Origin of the sequence: Curtobacterium sp. MCBD17_028, assembly GCF_003234875.1 — a bacterium.
Lineage (GTDB): Bacteria > Actinomycetota > Actinomycetes > Actinomycetales > Microbacteriaceae > Curtobacterium.
In genome coordinates this window covers 305,295-326,398 of the sequence record NZ_QKTQ01000004.1, presented here as the reverse complement: position 1 = coordinate 326,398, position 21,104 = coordinate 305,295, and the positions used below count along the sequence as shown (strand labels likewise).

Sequence of the window (21,104 nt, the reverse complement as noted above, 5' to 3'; positions counted from 1 at the left end):
CCGCGTCGACGAGCCCCTCGGCCAAGACCACCGCCCCCTCCGCGACCGCGACGGCCCCGGCCCCCAGCGGTGCTCCGATCGACATGACGGTCGTGCTGCAGCCGTCCGATCGCGGTGAACTCCGCGACCTGGTCCGCCGGGCGGACACCATGACGAAGGCCCAGCGGAAGGACGCGCTCACCGACGTCGCCCCGACCACGGACACCCGGGACGACGTGGTCGACGCACTCCGTGCGGCGGGCCTCCACGTCACCGCGCAGGACACGTGGGACGTCCAGGTCTCGGGCACGGTCGCCCAGGCGGAGTCCGTGTTCGGCGTCGACCTCGCGGGCAAGGGGGACACCCTGCACCCGACGACGGCGCTGGACCTGCCGTCGGGCCTGTCCGGCGCGGTGACGACCGTGCTCGGCCTCGACCAGCGCCCGGTGTTCGAGCACCACGCACTCCCCGGCGGCAGGACCCCGGCCGACCTGGCCAGCGCCTACGGCGTGACGCGCTCCGGGAGCACCGGTGCCGGGACGACGATCGCCACGGTGCAGTTCTCCGGCTGGTCGAAGAGCGATCTGACCACCTACGCGAACGCCGTGGGCGTCACGTTGCCGTCGATCACGCAGGTCGCGGTCGACGGCGCGTCCACCACCACGTCCGTCGACGGTGGCGGCTCCGAGGTCGCCCTGGACCAGGAGATGCTCTTCGCCACCGCGCCGAAGGCGTCCCAGCGCATCTACGTCGCGCCGAACTCGGCCCAGGGCATCTACGACGCGTACGACCGCGTCGCGACCGACGTCACGAGCAGTGGCATCGTCGCGCTGAGCACCTCGTGGGGGATGTGCGAGTCGTCGCTGTCCTCGTCGTTCGAGAGCGCCGTCCAGGACGCCATCGATCGCGCGGTCGTCGCCGGTGCCACCACCTTCGCGGCCTCGGGTGACGACGGCGCATACGACTGCGGCGGCGGGACCTCGAGCACGCCCGACGTCGACTTCCCGGCCGTCGTGCCGTCGGTCGTCGGTGTCGGCGGGACCAGCCTCACGGGGAGCGGCACGAGCTGGCGCGAGACCGCCTGGAGCGACCGGGCCGACGCGGTCGGCAGCGGTGGTGGGTCCTCGACCCGGACCGCGCGGCCGACGTACCAGAGCGGTGTGGGCCTCCCGGGCAGCACGCGGCTGGTACCGGACATCAGCGCGGTGGCCGATCCCGACACCGGCCCCGGCGTCTACATCGGCGCGGAGGGCGGCTGGGTCCTCGGCGGTGGGACGAGCGCGGCGGCGCCGATCATGGCGGGGCAGCTCGCCGCCACCCTGTCGAGCCTCGGCTGCAGCACCGGCGTCGGCGACGTGCACGCGACGCTCTACGGGAACCGCGGGGACTTCCGCGACGTCACGAGCGGCAACAACCTGCTCTACAGCGCGACCACCGGCTACGACATGGCGACCGGTCTCGGTTCCCCGAACTGGGCGGCCCTGGCGACCGCGCTGCCCGGGACGAGCAGCTGCAGCACCTCGCTGACCGCGCCCGCGACCCTCGCCGTCGGCCACTCGATCACGTCGCCGAACCAGCAGTACACGCTGACGATGCAGGCCGACGGCAACCTCGTGCTGTACGGCAACGGGCGCGCGCTCTGGTCGTCCGGGACGAACGGCCGTGGTGGGACCTCGCTCGCGGTGCAGGCCGACGGCAACGCGGTCATCTACACGGCCGCGCAGAAGGCGGTGTGGCAGTCCCGCACGAGCGGCAAGGGCAGCGGGGCTGTCCTGGCGGTCACGAACACGGGCGACCTCCGTCTGACCAGGGGGAGCACGGTGCTCTGGCACACGGGGCTGTCCGGCCGCGACACCCTCAAGGCGCCCGTGACGCTGACCGGCGGCCAGTTCATCCAGGACGGCTCGGGCACGCGGCAGTTCATCATGCAGGCCGACGGCAACCTCGTCATGTACATCGGCGGCCGAGCGCGCTGGGCGACGAACACGAGCAAGTACCACGGCGCGTACATGAGCCTGCAGGCGGACGGCAACCTGGTGGTCTACGACACCTCGGGCAAGGCGCGGTGGGCGTCGAACACCAGCCGGGCCGGGTCGGGCACGACGCTCGTCGTGCAGGGCAACGGCAACGTCGTGCTCAAGAAGGGCTCGACGGGCATCTGGTCGACGGGCACGAAGGGCTGAGTTGCCAGGAGGGCTGGGTCAGTCGACGCGCGGCCAGTCCGTCGTCAGGTACGCCTCGACGGCACGGTTGCGGAACGAGTAGGGCTTGCCCCGGTCGATGATCCCGCGGACCGTGTCCAGTCGCTGCGAGAACGGCCCCACCTTCGTCGCGGAGGTCATGCCCATCTGGGCGGCGATCTTCGTCAGCGTGCGGTCGGCCGGCGGCAGCGCCGCCATCGCGTCGACGAACTCGTGTTCACGAGCCGGCAGCCGGTTCAGGATGCGCTCGACGTGTGCCGAGGCCTCACCCTGAGCTCCGCGCCACCCGGCCACGACCTCCTCCTGGGAGATGGTCGAGGCGCTCCCTGCATTCCAGGCGCGTTGACCGGCGAGCTGGAACAGGAACGGCTCCCCGCAGCAGAGAGCCACGACGGCTCTCGCAGCCCCGGAACTCATCTGGATGGATTCGAGACCGCCGTTCCCGTCGGGGGTGGCCCAACCGTCGAACACGAATGGCTGCAGCGCCTGCAGGAGATCCGCCTCGTCGAGGGCGGCAAGCGTGATGGTGCGGAATCGCCGGGCGAAGGTGGCGCCCTTCCGAGCGCCGGCCATGTCCTCGAAGTCCGGCAGCCCCGTCAGGTACACGGCGAGGGGCAGGTGTCGCTCGACGAGGACACCGCCCGGAGCCGTGACCTCGACCTGGTGCGACAGCGCGTCACCGAGAGCGATGAGCAACTGCGACAGCGCTGCCTCGTCGGTGATGTTCTGCACCTCGTCGATGTGGATCAACACCACGGTGTTCTGCGCGATGGCGGCCTGCCCGAGTTCGACCAGCAGGTCGAACAGTGCGGTGAACGGCTCTGGTCCTGCTTCTCCGCGCACCGCGACGGAGAACCCCGACACCGCGATCTGTTCGACTCGCGCGAGGACGTCCAGGACCCGTTGCCGACTCGTTGCCAGGAGGCCGGCCTTGTCGGCCAGCCGCAGCACTGCGGACGCGACGATCTTCAACGGATCAGCACCGGCAGGTATGCGCAGTTGGGGGGTGACCCAGTCGCCGGCCTCTGCGGCATCGCGTGCGATCCGGCGTACCAGGCTCGACTTGCCGGTACCAGGTTCACCGAGGATGGTTCGGCCTGTCTCGTACAGGCCCGCATGACGACGCGGGCGAACGACGTCCCGCCAATCGGCCAACTGCTCGACACGACCAGCCCATACATCTGGAACCACGTCGGAACCCGGTTGGAACGGGTTCGTGAGAGGTGAGCGCACTTGATAAATTTAGCACGTCCGGCAGATGACGGTGTTAAATTTAACGAGCAACCTGTTCCTCATGGACCGTCGTCCCGGTCTCGTGATGGACGGCGCGGGTCAGCTCGTGCGACATCCCGCCAGCCGAGCCGACAGGGCCGGCGGCCGCCCCGGCTGCACGTCGGCATGCAACTCCACGAGATGGAGCTGGAGCTGGTGGCATCGGTGCTGCTCACGCATCCAATTCGTGTGGCGGCGGGTAGCGTCCCTCGTATGACGGATGCTCGCGATCTCCTCGAGACGACCGACGACGGCGTGGACATGACGTTCTCGGAGCGGCGCCACGACGAGCTCACCCGGGCTTCGGGGTCGACCGAGGCGGATGCGGCCCCGCGGATCACCACCGAGGACCGTGGCGACGGCATGACCCGGATCGATGTCGCCGACGCCGCGGCGGTGCGACCGGGTGGCGTCGACACGGAGGACTGAGGGCACGGCCCGGGAGACGGAGGGTACGGCATGTGGCGACTGCTGTGGACACTGACCCGTTGGGTGGCGCTCCTGGGGCTGGTCATGGCCGTCGGTGCCGCGCTCTGGTTCAACAGGACTCCGTGGGCGATGGTGCTCTTCGACCTGGGGGCTCTGATCTGCGCGGTGGCGGGCATCGGTCAGTCCGTTCTCCGCAGTCGCCGGTGGTTGTCGCGGTACGACGTCCAGCCGGCGGCGCGCTCAGACCGGTCGAACACGCGGGCGCTCGTGCTCCGGGGTGCCGCGATGCTCCTGGCGGTGGTCGGCGTCGTCCTCGTCGTCGGGACCCTTCATGCCGTCGACGCCCGGACGTACGACGGGGGAACGGACGCGCTCGGCTTCTTCTTCGCGGTCGTCGTGTTCGTGACGAGCGCCTGGTTCTGGTCGGGTGCGCGGGTGCGCGGGTGCGACGATGAGGAGACCGGTGCGGAGCGACACGGTTGGCCGAGGTCACGGCGCACGGCGGACCGGCTGATCTGGTCGCGTTGCCCGTGTCGGCCCTCGGTCACCTGGTTCAGATCGGACCGTGCCTCGGGGAAGTCCGACGGCGGAGGAACCGGGACCCGGGTGACGGGCGCGCCGCTCGACCTCAGCGCCCCGTCCGCACCCGCGGATCCACGACCCCGTACACCAGGTCGACGATGACGTTCGCGGTGACGACCAGGAACGCCGCGAACAGCGTGAACCCGACGACGACCTGGAGGTCCAGCGAGTGCACCGCGTCGATGAGCAGTGCGCCGAGCCCCTGCATCGAGAACACCTTCTCGGTGATCACCGCACCGCCGAGCAGGGTGCCGAGGTCGAGCCCGAACAGGGTCACGACGGGCAGGATCGCGGTGCGGAGCCCGTGCCGGACGACGACCTGCGACTCGCTCAGGCCCTTGGCGCGGGCGGTGCGGATGTGGTCCTGGCCCATCACCTCGAGCATCTCGCCGCGGGTCAGTCGGGCGTAGATCGCGGCGCTGATGAACGCGAGCACGCACCAGGGCAGGAGCAGGTGCAGGAACCACTGCACGGGGTCGTCGGTGAACGCGACGTAGCCGCCGGTCGGCAGGATCCGGAGCACGAACCCGAACAGGAGGATCGCCAACAGTCCCACGAGGTACGCCGGCGCCGAGACCCCACCGACGGCGATCGTCATGACCGCCCGGTCGAGCACCGATCCACGTCGGAGCGCGGACACGGTGCCGCCGGCGACACCCGCGACGAGCCACAGCACGGCGGCGCCGATCGCGATGGAGGCCGTGACCGGCAGGCGGGACAGGATCAGCGTCGTGACACTCTGGTGGAGCTGGAACGAGTACCCGAAGCACGGTGCGCCGCAGACCACGGCGGTCGAGCCGCTGCCGAAGTGCCGCCCGACGAAGATGCCCGACAGGTAGTCGAGGAACTGCTGCCACCAGGGCAGGTCGGTGCCGATGAACGCCTTGACCTGCGCCAGGCGGTCGGGCGTGCAGGGCTTGTCGCACATCGCGCGGGCGGCGTTCGTCGGCAGCAGGGTGAACAGCGCGTAGGTGACCGCGGCCACGACGAACAACACCACGATCGCGCCGAGGACGCGGAACAGCACGAAGCGCCAGGTCCTCATCGCGACACCTCCGTCCGGCGCGGGTCGAGGGCGTCGCGGAGGGCGTCCCCGAGCAGGTTGAACGCGAGCGTGATGACGAACAGGGCGGCTCCCGGGAACACGAGGTACATGGGGTCGGTCTGCACCCACCCCACGGCGTCGCCGATGGTGCGGCCCCAGGACGGCGTCGGGGGCGTCACCCCGACGCTGAGGAACGACAGCGCGGCCTCGGCCCCGATCATGCTCGGGATCGAGATCGTCGCGTAGACGGTGATCGTCGCGGCGAGGTTCGGCAGGAGCTGGCGGATGATGACGTGCCAGGAACCGGCGCCCATCGCGGTCGACGCGACGACGAAGTTCCGCTGCCGCAGGGACAGTGTCTGCCCGCGGATCACCCGGGCGACGGCCGGCCAGCCGAAGAACCCGATGACGAGCACGACGAGCACGGGGGCGGGGAACCGGTTCGGCACGATGGCGGTCAGCGCGATCATGAACACGAGCGACGGGAACCCGAACATGACGTCGACGACCCGGCTCATCCCGCGGTCGTACCAGCCGCCGAAGAACCCGGTGGTGACGCCGACGAGCACGCCGAGCACCATCGACAGGATCGTCGCGGCGATCCCGACCCCGAGCGAGGTCCGGGCGCCGTAGGTGACGATCGCGAACAGGTCGCGGCCGGTCAGCGGCTCGACGCCGAACCAGTGCGCGGCACTGATCCCGCCGCCCGTGCCCTTCGGTGCGCCGAACCCGGTGAGCGTCCCGAGGTGGTACCGGTACGGGTCCTGTCCGCTGAGCCCGGCGATGAGCGGTGCGCCGATCGCGACGAGCGCGAACACGACGATGACGATCGCGCTGGCGAGTGCCCAGCGGTCCCGGCCGACGCGGCGGGCGACGGCGCGGAACCCGGTGGCGGCGGGCGTGGGGGCGACGGGGCGGTCGACGACGTTCGCGGTCATGCGCGGGCCTCCTCGGTCGTGCCACCGGCGGCGACGAGCCGGCGCCAGGTGGACCGCCGCTCGGCCTGGCGGACCGGGTCCGCGACGGGGGCGGCGGCGAGCAGCATGCGTGTGTACGGGTCCTGCGGGTCCTCGAGGACCTCGGCCGCCGTGCCGCGCTCGACGACGTGGCCGCGGCGGAGCACGACGACCTCGTCGGCGAGCTGCCGGACGACGGCCAGGTCGTGGCTGATGAGCAGGCACGCGAACCCGAGTTCCGCCTGCAGCGTCGCGAGCAGGTCGAGCACGGTGCGCTGCACGGTGACGTCGAGCGCGCTCGTCGGTTCGTCGGCGATCAGGAGGACCGGGTGCAGGGCGAGCGCGCGCGCCACCGCCACGCGCTGCCGCTGCCCGCCGGAGAGCTGGTGCGGGAACCGGTCGGCGTACCCGGGGTCGAGCCGCACGGCCTCGAGCAGCTCGCGGACCCGGGCCCGGCGGGCGGTCTCGCCGAGGTCGGTGTGCAGGCGCAGCGGCTCGGCGATGCTCCACCCGATCGTCGCGCGGGGGTTGAGCGAGGACGCAGGGTCCTGGAACACGTACCCGACGCGGCTGCGGACCGCGCGGAGCCGCCGCCGCCGCGCGCGCCGGAGATCCGTGCCGGAGACCTCGACGGTCCCGGACGAAACCGGGACGAGGCCGGCGAGCGCCCGCCCGATCGTCGACTTGCCCGAGCCGGACTCGCCGACGAGCCCGAGGACCTCGCCCGCGCGGATCGCGAGGTCGATATCGGCGACGGCGGGCGTCGCGCGCCGTCCGCCGTACGTGATGGCGACGTCGGTCAGGCGGGCCACGACCTCCCGGTCCGTGGACCCGGCCGTGGATCTCGGTCCGGACGACGACGTGCCGGTGGTGGGCCGCGCCTCCGCGTCCGGCCGGGAGGCCCGGCTCGGCCCACCGAGGACGGGGACCGCGGCCAGGAGCTCGCGGGTGTAGGCGGCGTGCGGCGCCGCGAACAGGTCGACGGCCGACCGCGCCTCGACCGCCCGCCCGGCCCGCATGACGAGGACGTCGTCCGCCACGTCGGCGACCACGCCCATGTCGTGGGTGATGAGGAGCACGGCGAGGTCACGCTCGCGACACAGGCGGCGGAGCAGGTCGAGGATCCCGGCCTGCACGGTGACGTCGAGTGCGGTCGTCGGCTCGTCGGCGATGAGCGCGACCGGGTCGGCCGCCAGCGCCATCGCGATCATCGCGCGCTGGAGCTGCCCGCCGGACAGCTCATGGGGGTAGGCGCGTCGGACCCGGGCGGGGTCGGCGATGCCGGCGGCGGTGAGCAGCGCCTCCGTCCGGGCGACGACGTCAGCGCCGGACCGGTGCGCACGGACGGCCTCGGCGATCTGCGTGCCGATCGACAGCACGGGCGTGAACGACCCCATCGGCTCCTGGAACACGGTGCCGATGCCCGCACCGCGCACACTGCGGAGGACGTCCGCGTCCGCCCCGACGAGCTCGACGGGCTCCGCGTCGGGCGTGCGCCGGAAGCGGATGCTCCCCGACACCGCGGCGGTCGACGGCAGGAGCCCGAGGACGCTCATCGCCGAGACGGACTTGCCGGAACCGGACTCGCCAACGAGCGCCAGGACCCGGCCGGGGTGCAGGGCGAACGTGATGTCGTCGACGACGGGGGCGCCGCCGCCGAAGGCGACACGGAGCCCCCGGACGTCGAGGACGGGCGCGGTGCGGTCCTCGCTCACTTGGCGAGCGTGACCTTGAGGTAGTTCGGGTACGCGGGGAAGTCCGGCACGAAGAAGTGCTGGACGTCCGAGCCGCGGAGGAACGACTGCTTCGCGTAGGTCAGCGGCACGATCGGCGCGTCCTGCATGATGCGACGGTCGACCTGGGCCCACAGCGCGTTCGCCTTCGAGCGGTTCACCGTCGCCGTCGCCTTCGTGATGAGGGCGTCGACGTCGCTGTTGCTGTAGTGCGACACGTTGTTGCCGCCGTTCCCGATCTGGGACGAGGCGAACAGCGGCTGGATGTTCGCGTTCGCGCTCGGGAAGTCCGGCTGCCAGCCGTACAGGACGAGGTCGTACGACGAGTCGTTCGTGGCGTCGGTGTAGAAGCTGTCGACGTCCTCGGGCTTGAGCGTCACCGCGATGCCCGCGCGCTTGAGCCCCTGCTGGAGCGCCTGCGCCTGGGCGAGGTACGACGGGTCGTTCTGCGTCAGGAGCGTGAAATGCAGGTCCTTCTGGCCCGCCGCCTTGAGCAGCGCCTTCGCCTTCTTCACGTTCCCGGACGCCGGCGCCTTGTACAGGTCGTACGACTTGCGGCCCGCGATGCCCGGTGTGATGAGCGTCGACGCGTACGTGCCCGCCTGGGCGCCACCGGCGGCGATCCGGAAGGCGCGCTTGTCGGTCGCGTACTCCAGGGCCTTGCGCACCTGGAGGTCCTTCAGTGCGCCACGCTGCGTGTTCATGGCGAGGTACGTGATCGGGCCGGCCTTCGACGTGGCGACGCGCGACGCGGCGGACGGATTCTGGCGGACCTGGTTGAGCTCGGCGGCCCCGAGGTAGGTAGCGGCGAACGAGTCCTTCGCGTCACCCGAGTCGGCGATGAGGCTCTGCGTCACGGTCGACTCGTCCTGGCTCTCCTCGAACACGATCTTCGCGGGGCCCGCGGTGCGCACCGCGTCCGTCCGGGCGCTCCAGTGCTTGTTCCGCACGAGGGTCAGCTGGGAGCCCTGCTGGTTCGACTGCACCTGGTAGGGCCCCGACGCGACCGGCTTCGCGTCGTACGTGTTCGGGTCGCCCTTGCCCTGCGGCACGGGCGCGAACGCGGGCATCGAGGCGATCCACGGCCAGTCGCCGTACGCCGCATCGAGGTGGAACACGATCGTGCGGTCGTCGGGCGTCGCGATGCTGTCGAGCTGCTTGCCATCGAACGGACCCTGGTAGCTCGAGCCGCCGACGAGCAGCGACTTGTGGTAGCTCAGGCCACCGGTGAGGGTCGGCGCGAAGGAGCGCTCGACGCCGTACTTGATGTCCTGGCTGGTGATCGGGGTGCCGTCCTGGAACTCGATCCCCTTCTTCAGGTGGTAGGTCCAGGTCTTCCCGCCGTCGCTCGGCGTGCCCGTGGTCGTGGCGAGGTCCGGCACGACCTTCGCCGTCTTCCCTGGCCGGATGTCCCACGTGGTGAGGCGTCGGACCACCAGGCCGAGCGTCGTCGTCGACAGGTTCTGGCTCGTCGCGGGATCGAGGTGCACCGCCGTCGCGGTGGTCAGGATGTGGAGCGTCCCGCCCTTCGTGCTGCTGGCGGCGCTCGCCGGCGCGGTCCCCGTGGCGCCGGAGTACCCGGTGAGTGCGAGTGCGAGTGCCGCGGTGGCGGCGACGATGGTGGCGGTTCTCAGGTGGTGCATGGGGTTCCCTCGGTGCGTTCGCGGACGTTCCTGAAACCCAGCCTGGACCCGGTGCATTCCCCCGGGACTCGGGAATGACGCGATGTGACGGTCCGCGTCAACCCGGGAGATCGCACCCGCAGGACATCCGGAGCACGAGTTCGCCGTCGAACAGTTCGTGACGCGGGTCCTCACCCCCCTCGAGGACCCGCTGCACGGCGCTCCGCGCCATCTCCTCGATCGGCTGTCGGAACGAGGTGAGGGTGGGCCAGGCGTACTCGCCCTCCCACGAACCGTCGAAGGACGCGATCGCGACGTCCGCGGGCACGGCGACCCCCCGCTCGTGGAACGCTCGCATCAGTCCCACGGCGGTGCGGTCCGAGGCGACGAAGAACGCGCGAGCGTTCCCGCGGACTTCGGCGTCCCCCGCGATCCGACGTCCGGCGTCGCGTCCGCCCGGTCGGGTGATGTCCGCCGGGACGAACGGCCCCGCAGCCACCCCAGCGTCGGCGCACGCCTGTAACCAGCCGATGTACCGGGGCTCGTGCGGGTTCGCCTCGCCCACGTAGCCCACGCGCTCGTACCCGTGCTCGAGGAGGTGGCGCGTGGTCGCCATCGCGCCGGCGCGGAGGTCGACCCCGAGGCTGCCGACCCCTCGTTCCGGTGTGGCCACGTTGAGCGCGACCCACGGCAGGCCGACCCGGTCGACCGACGCCCGGTCGACCGCGGGCTCCCCTGGAAGCACGAGAACGCCGTCGAACTGTCGCGACGCGAATTCACGGAAGCGGGCGAGTACCTCTGCCGGCTCGAACGATGTGGCCGTGGTGTAGAGGGCGTAGCCACGCTCGCGGGCGGCGGCCTCGAGCGTGCTGGCGTACTCGCTGAAGAACGGATTCGCGAAAATCGGGTCGGGTCCGCTCGGGACGAGGAACACGAGCGTCCGTGCGGACCCCGATCGCAATGCACGGGCAGCCTGGTTCGGCTGGTACCCGAGCTGCTCCACGGCAGCGAGAACCCGTTGCGCGGTCGCGGGAGCGACGGGGGATCCGCCGTTCAGCGTGTAGCTCACGACCGCATCGCTCACCCCGGCGAGCTGCGCGACGTCGCGACGTGTGGGACCGCGCGACGACGGCCTCCGTCCCGTCACCGTCTGCTCCCGTGCACAGCACTCAGCTTAGGTCGGCGTCGCCGTGCGTCCCGTCGGCCGTCGCGGACCCCGCTGACCCGACCATGGCGGGCCCGGGCAGGGCGGTCCCGGGCAGGGCGGTCCCGACCGGCACGGGAGCGTCGCCGAAGTCCGGGATCGACAGACGCTCCCCACCGCGGAGTGCTGATCGGAACGCGACGAGACCCGGCAGCGTGTACCGGGCGGCGACCCACGCGTTGACGGTCGGAAGCGTGCCTCCCTCGACGGCGCGGACGAAGTCGTCCGCCAGGAACCGGTGGCTGCCCTCGTGCCCGTCCGGCGCGACGTCGAACTCCCGTGGGAGTCGGCGGGCCTCCTCCGCGTGCACCTTCGCGTGCCCGGAGCTGAATGCACCCCGGAGTGACGGGGCGATGTCCGCCAGCAGCGGGTCGCCCTCGCGCACGGCCGGTTCGGACGCGATGAGGTCGGAGACGTCCTCGGCGCCGTGCTTGTCCTGCCAGATCGAGGTCGTCGCGAGCTGTTCGAAGCTCCCCTCGGTACCGAACCAGCGGAACCGGCTCTCGCGGATCGGGGAGGGGTAGCCGACGCGGCGGAACTCGTTGATCCGCATCGATCCTCCCCCGTCGAGCTCGAACAGCGCGGTCATGTTCGAGAAGTCGTTGTCGAACATGCTCACGGCGGTGTCGAAGACGCCGTCGTCGCGGTCGTCGTGCACGCCGATGCAACTGACGCTGACGGCGTGCTGCGGGATGGCGCCGAGGACCCCACCGATCGCGTGCGTGGGGTACCACATGGGTGGGTAGCTGGCCGTGGCCTTCCACCCGTCTCCACCGCTGTACCGGTAGGCGTCGTAGAACCCCAGGTCCATGTCGTGGAGGTAGTCGCCCTCCGCATAGAACACGCGACCGAAGGCACCGGCCGCCAGCTGCTGCCGGGCGAACATGGTGGCGGGGTTGTACTGGCTGGTCTCACCCATCATGTAGGTCAACCCGGTTGCGCGGACGATGTCGATCACCTCGGCGATCTCCGACTCGGACACCGCCATGGGGACCGCGGAGTACACGTGTTTGCCGGCGCGGAGCGCCTTGACGACGATCGGGCCGTGCGTCCACCGCTGTGTGAAGATCGCGACCGCGTCGACGTGCGGATCCGCGAGCATCGCGTCGAGGTCCGGGTGGGTCCCCGCGAGCCCGAGCTCGTCGACGAGGCGGTCCGCGCGCCCCTCGATCACGTCGGTGGCGAAGACGGCGTCGATGCCGGGGTGGAGCTGGAACAGGGCCGCGAAGTGGGCGGAGAACTGACCGGCACCGACCATGCCGATGGTGAACGTCATGAGCTGTCCTTCTGTGCGTCGTTGCACACCGTCCTCGTGAACGGGGCGTCCCGCTAGTGTCGAGCGAAAAGTTACCCGAGTCAACTCCGCGCTACCGCCAGGAATTGCCCCTTGTCCGGTTGCGGTTTACGCGTGTAACGTGCCGCTCCATCGGGCGCAGAAGCCCCTTTCCCCTCCCGGAGGCAAGACAATGAAGTCACGTCAACGCATCGCCGCCCTCGTCGCGGTCACCCTCGCAGTCGGCGCATCCGCCACCGCCTGCAGTGCCTCGGGCGCTGGGTCGGGACCGGTCACGCTGGAGTTCCAGACGGCGCAGTCGGCCGATTCCCCCGTCCTCAAGGTGCTCAAGACCGAGACCGCAGCGTTCGAGAGGAAGCACCCCGACATCCACGTCGACCTGAAGACCGGGGGCGACGACTACGAGTCCCAGATCAAGGTCCGCCTGGCGGCGAACAACCCACCCGACCTCTGGGCCACCCACGGATGGTCGCTGCAGCGGTACGGCAGCTTCCTCGCGCCCCTGCAGAAGCAGCCGTGGGCGACGCACTTCAACGAGGCCCTCGCTCCGGCGATGAAGAACGACAAGGGCGAGTTCTTCGCACTCCCGGTGGACGCCGCCGTCTCGGGGCTCATCGTCAACGAGACGGTCCTGCACCGTGCGGGCGTGGACCCGAGCAGCATCACGGACTGGTCGTCGTTCCTGGACGCCGCGGCGAAGGTCAAGGCGAGCGGTGCCGTGCCGCTGACGCTGGCCGGGTCCAAGGACGGCTCCGCGGGCAACGCGGTCGACTGGCTCGCTCCCGGAGCCTTCGACGCAGCGCAGCTCAAGGCGTTCGAGGCGGGTCGGTTCCCCGGCGCCGGGTACCAGAAGATCCTCGACGTCCTCGAGCAGTTCCGCACCAAGGGCTGGATCAACGCGGACTACTCCTCGGCGACGGGCGATGACATGGCCCAGGCCCTGGCCAGCGACAAGGCGGCCTTCGCGCTCAGCTCCAACTACCTCATCAGTGCGGCGCACGAGTACGCACCCGGCGCGAAGTTGCAGTTCGTCCCGGTCCCGGCGATGAACGGCTCCAAGTCGTACCTCATCGGCGGTGAGAACACGGCGTTCGGAGCCGCCAAGAACGGCGCGCACCTCGCCGACGCGGAGCAGTACCTCGCGTTCCTCGCCCGTCCTGAGAACGACGCGAAGCTCGCCGAGTCCACCGGGAGTCTCCCTGGTCTGACGAACGCGAAGGCGGACCTCGGGTCGCTCGCGTCGAGCTACGACGCCTGGGTCACTCCGGGCAAGGTCGCCCTCGAGCCGTACTTCGACCGGGTGTACCTGCCGAACGGGATGTGGAACACGGTGGTCACCACCGCGGACAGCGTCATTGCCGGTCAGGCGTCGCCGGGGACGAGCACGTCGAAGGTCGCCGGGGACTTCAGGACTCTCTACAAGAAGGCCGACCAGTGACCACATCCACCGCCTTGGGCGCGCCGGAGATCGGCGTCCGGACGGGGCGGGTCCGGACACGGCGCCGGTTCCGGGGGGCGTCGGTGAACCTCCTGTACGTGCCGGCGCTCGTCCTGTTCGCGGTGTTCACCGTGTACCCGCTCATCAGCGGCATCCGACTCTCGTTCACCGACTGGGACGGCTACACGCCCGCGTTCTCCTGGGTGGGCTGGAGCAACTACGAACGGCTCTTCACCGACAGCACGTTCCGGAGCGTGCTCGTCACCACGTTCGTCTACGGCATCGGCAGCACCGCGATCCAGCAGGTGCTCGGGCTGGGACTCGCGCTCGCGCTCGACCGTCCGGTGCGGGGACGGGGGCTCGCCAAGGCGGTCATCTACCTGCCGGTGCTGGTCTCACCGATCGTCATGGGAACGTTTTACTACCTGCTGTTCCAGTACGACCGAGGTGCCCTCAACGAGATCGTCATCGCGCTCGGAGGTCATCGCCACGCGTGGCTCAGCACCACGGTGAGCGGCGTCGTCATCATCGTCATCGTCAACTCGCTGCAGTTCGTGGGCACCTCGATGATCATCTACCTCGCCGGGCTGCAGTCGATCGCTCCCGAGTACACCGAGGCGGCGATGCTCGACGGCGCGAACGCGTGGCACCGGTTCTGGTCGGTGACGTTGCCCCTGCTCCAGCCCGCGTTCGCCACGAGCATCGTCCTCAACCTGATCGGGGGCCTCAAGTTGTTCGACGTCATCCAGGTCCTGACCGGCGGTGGTCCGGGCACGGCCACGAGTTCCGTGTCGACCCTCATCGGCACGACGTACTTCGCCAACCAAGCCGCGGGGTACTCGGCCGCGATGGGTGTCGCGCTGTTCGTGATCATCGCGATCCTCACCGTCGTCGCGAACGCTGCGCTCAACACCCGACGGTTGGACCAGCAGTGAGCGCCGCGTCGGCACAGCGGGGACCGGCCGCGGAGACCAGGATCCTCGCGTGGATCCCGAACTCCCTCATCGCGGTGTTCGTCATCGCGATGGTCGTGCTGCAACTGGTCCCCTTCTACGTCGCCCTCACGACGTCGTTCAAGGCCAAGACGGACCTGTCGTCGCAGCTGGCGTTCCCGACGACCGGTCTCACGTTCGCGAACTTCGTGCATGCCATCACTGAGGGCGGCATCCTCCGCGCGATGGTGAACAGCGTCGTCGTCGCCGGGATCTCCACCGTGCTCGTCTGCCTGATCGGCGCCGCGGCCGCGTACCCCCTCGCGCGTCGCCCGACCACCCTGAACCGCGCGGTCCTCAGCGTGAACGTGGGGCTGATGATGGTCCCGGCGCTCAGCGTCCTGGTCCCGCTCTACTCGCTGCTGTCCCACATCCACGCGCTCAACACGTACTGGGGCATCGTCCTCGTCATGGTGACGACGAGCCTCCCGCTCGCGATCTTCCTCTACAGCTCGTTCATGCGGTCCCTGCCGCTGTCCGTCGAGGAGGCCGCCCGAATCGACGGCGCGAACCTGTTCCAGACCCTGTTCTACGTCGTCATCCCCATGTTGAAACCCGTCACCGCCACCGTGGGGATCATCACCGGAGTCGGCGTCTGGAACGAGTACGCGCTCTCGGGATACGTCCTCACCACACCTGCCACGCGGACGATCGCCCCCGCGATCGCCTCGTTCTTCTCGATCCAGTCGAGCAACCTCCCCGCGGCGACGGCTGCGGCACTCATCGCCGTCGTGCCCATCGTGATCGCGTACCTCTTCCTCCAGAAGTACTTCGTCCGCGGGCTCGTCGGCGCCGAGAAGGGCTGACCGCGCCGCTCGCGTACGGTCGTGCCGGTGGTCCCGGGCATGATCGACGGGTGCACATCGTCCTGAACCGCGTCGACGGCGGCGCGCTCGCGACCGTCCTGTCGGACGCGGGGACCGCCCAGGGCGCGCCGGTGCACGTGGCCGCGGCGGGCCTCCCGGCCTGGATCGCGGCACACGAAGCGCCGGGCGTGCGGTGGGTGTGGGACGACACGGCCCGCTGGTACCCACAGGTGCTCGCCGCGGGCGGCCGCGTCGCGCGCTGCGTCGACCTGCGGCTGTGTCACCGGATCCTGCGCACCGCGGTCGCGACCGCGGGCTCGCCGCTCGCGACGGCGCCGGACGGCCCGTGGGACGACCCGGGGCAGGCCGCCCCCGCACCGCGCGCGGACGCCCTGTTCGATGACTCGATCTTCGCGTCGGGGCCGTCGTCCACCGGACGGATCGCTGCAGATCCGGTGTCCGATGCCGATCCCGTCGCCGAGTTCCGCGTGCAACAGGAGGCCGTGGCCGGGTCCCGAGATCCGCGCGCGCTCCGACTGCTGCTCGCGGCCGAGTCGGCCGGGGCGCTCGTCGCCGCGGAGATGCGCTTCGGGGGCTTGCCGTGGCGGGTCGACGTGCACGAGCGGATCCTCGAGGACGTGCTCGGCCCCCGCGTGCCGTACGGCGTCCGGCCGCAGCGGCTCGAGGACCTCGCCGCCGTGCTGCGGGAACGGCTCGACGACCCCGCGCTCAACCCCGACTCGCCCGCGGACGTCCTCCGCTCCCTCCGCCGGGCCGGGCTCGTCGTCGAGTCCACGCGCAAGTGGGAGCTCGCGCGCCACGACCACCCGGCGATCGAACCGCTGCTCGACTACAAGCGGCGCTCCCGGTTGCTCACCGCGAACGGCTGGACGTGGCTCGACGAGTGGATCGAGGACGGCCGGTTCCACCCGGAGTACGTCGTCGGCGGTGTCGTCTCCGGACGGTGGGCGGCCAGCGGCGGCGGAGCCCTGCAGCTGCCGAAGCAGATCCGGGCCGCGGTCGTCCCCGACCCCGGCTGGAAACTCGTCGTCGCGGACGCGGCGCAGCTCGAACCCCGTGTCCTCGCCGCGCTCGCGCAGGACCGTGCGATGGCGGAGGCCGGGCGGGGCCGCGACCTGTACGACGGCGTGGTCGCCTCGGGTGCGGTCGAGACCCGGCAGCAGGCCAAGGGCGCGATGCTCGGCGCGATGTACGGCGCCACCCAGGGCGAGGGCGGACGGCTCGTGCCCCGGCTGGCGCGGGCGTACCCGAAGGCGCTCGCGCTCGTCGAGGCAGCGGCCCGGACGGGTGAGCGGGGCGAGGTCGTCACGTCGCGGCTCGGGCGGACCTCGCCGGCGCCGTCCCCCGACCAGCTCGCCGCCCAGGCCCACGCGTTCTCGGCCGAGGGTTCACCGGCACTCGAACGGGCGGCGCGGAGTCGTGCGCGGAGCTGGGGTCGGTTCACCCGGAACTTCGTCGTGCAGGCGAGCGCCGCCGAGTGGGCGCTGTCGTGGCTCGCCGGACTCCGCACGCGCTTGATGGCCGAGTGGCCCGGACCGGTCACCGCCGGCCCGCACCTGGTGTTCTTCCTGCACGACGAGATCATGGTGCACACGCCCGAAGGCGACGCCGACCGTGTCGTCGAGCACGTCCGGGCCGCGGCCGCCGATGCCGGGCGCCTGTTGTTCGGGGACTTCCCCGTCGAGTTCCCGCTGCAGGTCGCGGTGGCCGACGACTACGCGTCGGCCAAGTAGGCGGCGCGACACTCGTCGGGGAGGGTGAGGCGCTCCCCGGCGATCACCCGACGTCGGCTGACACGGCGAGTGACCGAGATCCGGTGGATCCCCGTCGACGTGGGGATCCACCGCGGACCCGGACGTCCTCGGCGCCCTGTGCACCTACCGTTCCGATCACCTCCGGCACGGGCCGGAGTCCGACGACGAGAGGTGGACGACCGGATGAGCGACGACGACGAGCGGCGGGCGGGCCCCGACGGGCGCCCGCAGACGGTCGCACGCCGCACGCTGGTGGGTGCAGCGGCATGGAGCATCCCGGCCATCGCGCTGAGTGCGACCACGCCCGCAACGGCGGCGAGTGCTGGAGCGAGCCTCCACGTGGTGTTCGACGAGCCCGACCAACGGCCGACGGGCGGTGATCTGTCGGACGGCCGCGCGGTGCTCGTCGGCGCGGACGGGAAGCCCGTGGCTGGCGAGACGATCGTCCTCCGGGTCTCCGGGCCCGCCTTCTTCGGCGCGCCCGGGGTGACGCAGCGCACGGTGACGACGGACGCCTCGGGGACCGCACGGGCGACCGACCTGACGGCGGGGACGGCAGCCGGGACCGTGACGCTCACCGCGACCGTGAGCGGCATCGCCCCGGCGAGTGCCACCCGGACGGTGGTCCCGGCCTTCGACATCGCCGTGGTCAGTGCCGGCGGACCGACATGGCCGTTCCTGCAGGGCCCCGGCATGACGATCAGCGGGCAACCCGCGTACCGGGTGAACGGCACCTACACGTTCCGCAGCGTGATCCGGAACGCGGGCAGCGTGCCACTGCCCGCGGGGTCCCTGCTCACGTACACGTTCGGCAGGATCTCGATCGGGGGCGCCACCATCGTGTCGGCCATCGAACTGGTCGGCGTCGGCGCGGACGGTGCCGCGATCGGGTTGACGACCGGCAACGTCGTCCCGACGGGTCCCGCGACCTTCCCGGGCGGGACGGACGGCATCAAGCGCGAGTACCGCGTGGACGCACCGATCCCCGCGGGGGCGAGTTTCACCCTCGAGCACTCGGCGCACATCCCGAACCGGCTTCTGCCGGTGCGCACCAGCAACGGACAGGTGCTCGTCGAGGCGGCGGCGGTCGGGGCGCCGGGCAGCGACCCGAACGCCGGGAACAACCGGACGTACGGGCCGCTCTTCGCCACCTACACCATGTGACGTCGGCGACCGCGGAGCTGCACGACGCTGATCCGATCCCGTCACGCCGGAACTGCGTCCCGCTCCCCGCTGTGGGCGCGTGCGGGGAGCGCTGGCATCGTGGGCACATGCACACCGAGGACGCCAGCCGAGTACCGTTCGCCGCCGCCGCGGCCGGCGCGCTCGCCGCAGCGGGCACCGTTGCCGTCCGAGCGGTGCGTCGCGGCCGCCCGGTCCACCCGCACGGCGTCGCACTGCGGGGGCGGGTCGACTGGTACCGACGTGCGGAGCCCAGTGGCATCGGGTGGATCGACGACGGCGCTGCCGATGGCCAGGTCGTCGAGGCACGGTTGTCGCGGGGGATCGGCCTGCCGGCGGTGCTGCCCGACATCTGGGGCCTCGCTGTCCGCGCCACCACCCCGGGCGGGCCCGCAGACCTCCTGCTCGCGGCCACCGGGCTCGGGCTGCCGGATCGCTGGATGCTCCGCCCTGCCCGCACCGCCGACGGCCTCCGCTTCACGTCCCTGGTGCCGTACCGCGGCGCGCTCGGCCCCGTGCTCGTCGCCGCACGTGCGCTGCCCGGACCGACGCTGCCGTCCGATCCGAGCGCCAGCGCAGCCGTGCTCGACGAGGGCTCGTGGGTCCTCCAGCTCCTGCACGCGGAACCCCTCGGCGTGTGGCACCCCTTCGCGCGACTGGTGCTCGCCCGCGACGCCGGCACGACGGACACGGACACCGGCACGCGGTTCGACCCGATGCTGCGACCGCTCCCGGGGAGTGGGACCTACCCGTGGACCCGCGCCCTCCGTGAACCCTCCTACGCCGTCGCACGCGAGGGCCTGGCCGGCAGCGCTTCCGTCCCGCTCGGAACCACGCGGCCCCTGCCTCGGTAGCGTTGGGCAGCATGAGCGACGACGGACCTGCCCCACGGACCATCGGCGGCCGCTACCAGGTGCTCGGGACGCTCGGCCACGGCGGCATGGCGACCGTGTACCGCGCGGTCGACGAGCAGCTCGGCCGCGAGGTCGCCGTCAAGGTGTTCCGCACCGGGCCTGTCGACCACGGTGAGCGCAGCCGGGCCGAAGCCGAGATCCGCGTCCTCGCGAGCCTCCGGCACCCCTCGCTCGTCACCCTGTACGACGCGGCGATCGCCGACGGCGACGGTGAGTCGTTCCTCGTCATGGAACTGGTGCCGGGCACCGACCTGGCCACCCGCATGCGCGACGGTGCGCTCCCGCGAGGCGTCGTCGCGCACATCGGCGCGCAGGTGGCCGACGCGCTCGCCGCCGTCCACGCGCAGGGCATCGTCCACCGCGACGTCAAGCCCGCGAACGTCCTGATCGAGGAGGACGCGACAGCACCGGGCGGCCTCCGGGTGAAGCTCGCGGACTTCGGCATCGCCCTGCTCCGTGACGCCGCCCGGCTGACCGGGACGGGCATGGTCATGGGCACGGCCGCGTACCTGGCGCCCGAGCAGGTGACGAACCAGGAGCTCACCGGCGAGGCGGACGTGTACGCGCTCGGGCTGCTGCTGCTCGAGGCACTCACCGGACGGCAGGCGTTCCCGGGCGGCGTCATGGAGTCCGCCACCGCGCGACTGACCCGGGCCCCCGAGATCGATCCGTCGCTGCCCGTCGCGTGGCGCACCCTGCTCCACACCATGAGCGCGATGGCGCCGGAGGACCGGCCGACCGCCGCCGAGGCCGCTGCCCGACTCCGCGCCCTGGGCCGCGACGTCGACACGGCCGCCGCGCCGACTGCCCTGCTCGATCGACCGGGAGGTCCGGGGCGCGCCGCCGCCGCAGCCGGTGCGGCTGCCGGGGTGGCCGGTGCCGCGGTCGGCGCCGTGGGCGCGGACGCTGCGCACGCGGACCGTCCGACGGCCGCGATGGACGCGCCGACGCGGGCGATGCCCACGGGAGACGCGCCGACGCGCTTGCTCACCGGCACCCGGGGCGGCGGGGCCGACGCCCCGACCGCCGTGCTCGGTGGCGGCGTGGCTGGTGCCGACGGTGGGGGTGGAGGCGGCGCCAGGGCCGGCGGGGCCGGCGGACGCAGCGCAGGATCCGGTGGACGTGGCGCGGGATCCGGCGGTGGTGGTGCCGGGCCGGGCGGACCGGGCCCGTCGGGCTCGGGAGCCGAGCGCGCGCGGCGCCGCCGGACCGCGTGGATCGTCGTCGCGGTCGTCGCCGCGCTCGTCGTCATCGGGGTCCTCGTCGCGCTCGCCGTCCGGTCACGGGGTCCGGCAACCCCGGAGCCGACCGGGACCGCGACGACCATGACGTCCGGGCCGGTGACGTCGCCCCTGCCGTCCCAGGCCCCGAGCAGCGGTCCGAGTGAGCCGACCCAGCCAACCCAGCCGGCCCAGACCGCCGAGCCCGCGCCGCAGCCGTCCGTCACCACGACGACCGTGCCGCAGCCCGAGCCGACCGTGCCCGTGGCGACGCCGACCACTGCCGCCGGCACCGTGAAGCAGCACCCCGGGAAGGGCGTCGGCAACGTCGTGGAGGACGCTGCGGACGGGCACGGGAACGGGCACGGGAACGCGACCGGCAACGGCAAGCGCTGACTGGCGGCCCCGGTGCGCACAGCTGCACGATGCGACGCCCGTCACGCCACCGGTGGGGTCCGGG

At 71.7% G+C, this 21,104-nt stretch carries 17 protein-coding genes; 10 read left to right on the top strand and 7 right to left on the bottom strand.

The genetic code is table 11. The features are described 5' to 3' along the window. Positions 1–2,162, top strand: a 2,162-nt coding sequence (locus tag DEI86_RS07760) for a protease pro-enzyme activation domain-containing protein (RefSeq protein WP_146244881.1), incomplete at its 5' end; no start/stop codon positions are given. Between the two features lie 18 nt (positions 2,163–2,180). Here the strand turns inward: DEI86_RS07760 and DEI86_RS07755 are convergent. After that, positions 2,181–3,371, bottom strand: a complete 1,191-nt coding sequence (locus DEI86_RS07755; RefSeq protein ID WP_258376484.1) for an ATP-binding protein — start codon at positions 3,369–3,371, stop codon at positions 2,181–2,183. A gap of 294 nt (positions 3,372–3,665) precedes the next feature. Between DEI86_RS07755 and DEI86_RS07750 the strand changes: the two genes are divergently transcribed. Both DEI86_RS07750 and DEI86_RS07745 read left to right on the top strand, forming a co-directional pair. Next, a complete protein-coding gene (locus DEI86_RS07750; RefSeq protein WP_111049203.1) occupies positions 3,666–3,881 on the top strand; it encodes a hypothetical protein in 216 nt (71 codons plus the stop codon). 30 nt (positions 3,882–3,911) lie between these two features. Continuing rightward, on the top strand, positions 3,912–4,565 hold the full coding sequence (locus DEI86_RS07745; protein WP_111049202.1) for a hypothetical protein: 654 nt from the start codon (positions 3,912–3,914) through the stop codon (positions 4,563–4,565). Here the strand turns inward: DEI86_RS07745 and DEI86_RS07740 are convergent. From DEI86_RS07740 to DEI86_RS07715, 6 genes are all read right to left on the bottom strand, one after another. After that, a complete protein-coding gene (locus DEI86_RS07740; protein WP_111012936.1) occupies positions 4,510–5,508 on the bottom strand; it encodes an ABC transporter permease in 999 nt (332 codons plus the stop codon). The genes DEI86_RS07745 and DEI86_RS07740 overlap by 56 nt on opposite strands. After that, positions 5,505–6,446 (bottom strand): ABC transporter permease, encoded by a 942-nt coding sequence (locus DEI86_RS07735; RefSeq protein ID WP_111010563.1) that lies wholly within the window; start codon positions 6,444–6,446, stop codon positions 5,505–5,507. Before DEI86_RS07735 ends, DEI86_RS07740 begins: the two co-directional genes overlap by 4 nt. Further along, the gene (locus DEI86_RS07730) at positions 6,443–8,179 is read right to left on the bottom strand and encodes an ABC transporter ATP-binding protein (RefSeq protein ID WP_111049201.1); all 1,737 of its coding nucleotides are present in this window, start codon (positions 8,177–8,179) and stop codon (positions 6,443–6,445) included. The genes DEI86_RS07735 and DEI86_RS07730 overlap by 4 nt, the downstream gene beginning before the upstream one ends. Next, complete coding sequence (locus DEI86_RS07725; protein WP_111049200.1) at positions 8,176–9,840, bottom strand: ABC transporter substrate-binding protein; 1,665 nt, start codon at positions 9,838–9,840, stop codon at positions 8,176–8,178. Before DEI86_RS07725 ends, DEI86_RS07730 begins: the two co-directional genes overlap by 4 nt. Before the next feature lie 97 nt (positions 9,841–9,937). After that, complete coding sequence (locus DEI86_RS07720; protein WP_111012940.1) at positions 9,938–10,966, bottom strand: LacI family DNA-binding transcriptional regulator; 1,029 nt, start codon at positions 10,964–10,966, stop codon at positions 9,938–9,940. A 22-nt stretch (positions 10,967–10,988) separates the two neighbouring features. Further along, positions 10,989–12,299, bottom strand: coding sequence for a Gfo/Idh/MocA family protein (locus DEI86_RS07715; RefSeq protein WP_111012941.1), 1,311 nt, complete (start codon positions 12,297–12,299; stop codon positions 10,989–10,991). A 190-nt stretch (positions 12,300–12,489) separates the two neighbouring features. On the opposite strand from DEI86_RS07715, the gene DEI86_RS07710 reads away from it, so the two are divergent. The 7 genes from DEI86_RS07710 to DEI86_RS07680 all read left to right on the top strand — a co-directional run bounded on the left by DEI86_RS07710 (position 12,490) and on the right by DEI86_RS07680 (position 21,040). After that, positions 12,490–13,755 (top strand): ABC transporter substrate-binding protein, encoded by a 1,266-nt coding sequence (locus DEI86_RS07710; RefSeq protein WP_111012942.1) that lies wholly within the window; start codon positions 12,490–12,492, stop codon positions 13,753–13,755. Then, complete coding sequence (locus tag DEI86_RS07705) at positions 13,752–14,690, top strand: carbohydrate ABC transporter permease (protein WP_220037467.1); 939 nt, start codon at positions 13,752–13,754, stop codon at positions 14,688–14,690. The genes DEI86_RS07710 and DEI86_RS07705 overlap by 4 nt, the downstream gene beginning before the upstream one ends. Beyond that, complete coding sequence (locus DEI86_RS07700) at positions 14,687–15,553, top strand: carbohydrate ABC transporter permease (protein ID WP_220037468.1); 867 nt, start codon at positions 14,687–14,689, stop codon at positions 15,551–15,553. The genes DEI86_RS07705 and DEI86_RS07700 overlap by 4 nt, the downstream gene beginning before the upstream one ends. A gap of 50 nt (positions 15,554–15,603) precedes the next feature. Continuing rightward, positions 15,604–17,307, top strand: coding sequence for a bifunctional 3'-5' exonuclease/DNA polymerase (locus DEI86_RS07695; RefSeq protein ID WP_111049199.1), 1,704 nt, complete (start codon positions 15,604–15,606; stop codon positions 17,305–17,307). Positions 17,308–17,511: 204 nt separating this feature from the next. Further along, on the top strand, positions 17,512–18,492 hold the full coding sequence (locus DEI86_RS07690) for an invasin domain 3-containing protein (protein WP_146244880.1): 981 nt from the start codon (positions 17,512–17,514) through the stop codon (positions 18,490–18,492). Between the two features lie 107 nt (positions 18,493–18,599). Further along, positions 18,600–19,364, top strand: coding sequence for a hypothetical protein (locus DEI86_RS07685; RefSeq protein ID WP_111049232.1), 765 nt, complete (start codon positions 18,600–18,602; stop codon positions 19,362–19,364). Positions 19,365–19,375: 11 nt separating this feature from the next. Beyond that, entirely contained in the window at positions 19,376–21,040 is a 1,665-nt protein-coding gene (locus tag DEI86_RS07680) for a serine/threonine-protein kinase (protein WP_111049197.1), read from the top strand. The last annotated feature ends 64 nt before the right edge of the window (positions 21,041–21,104 follow it).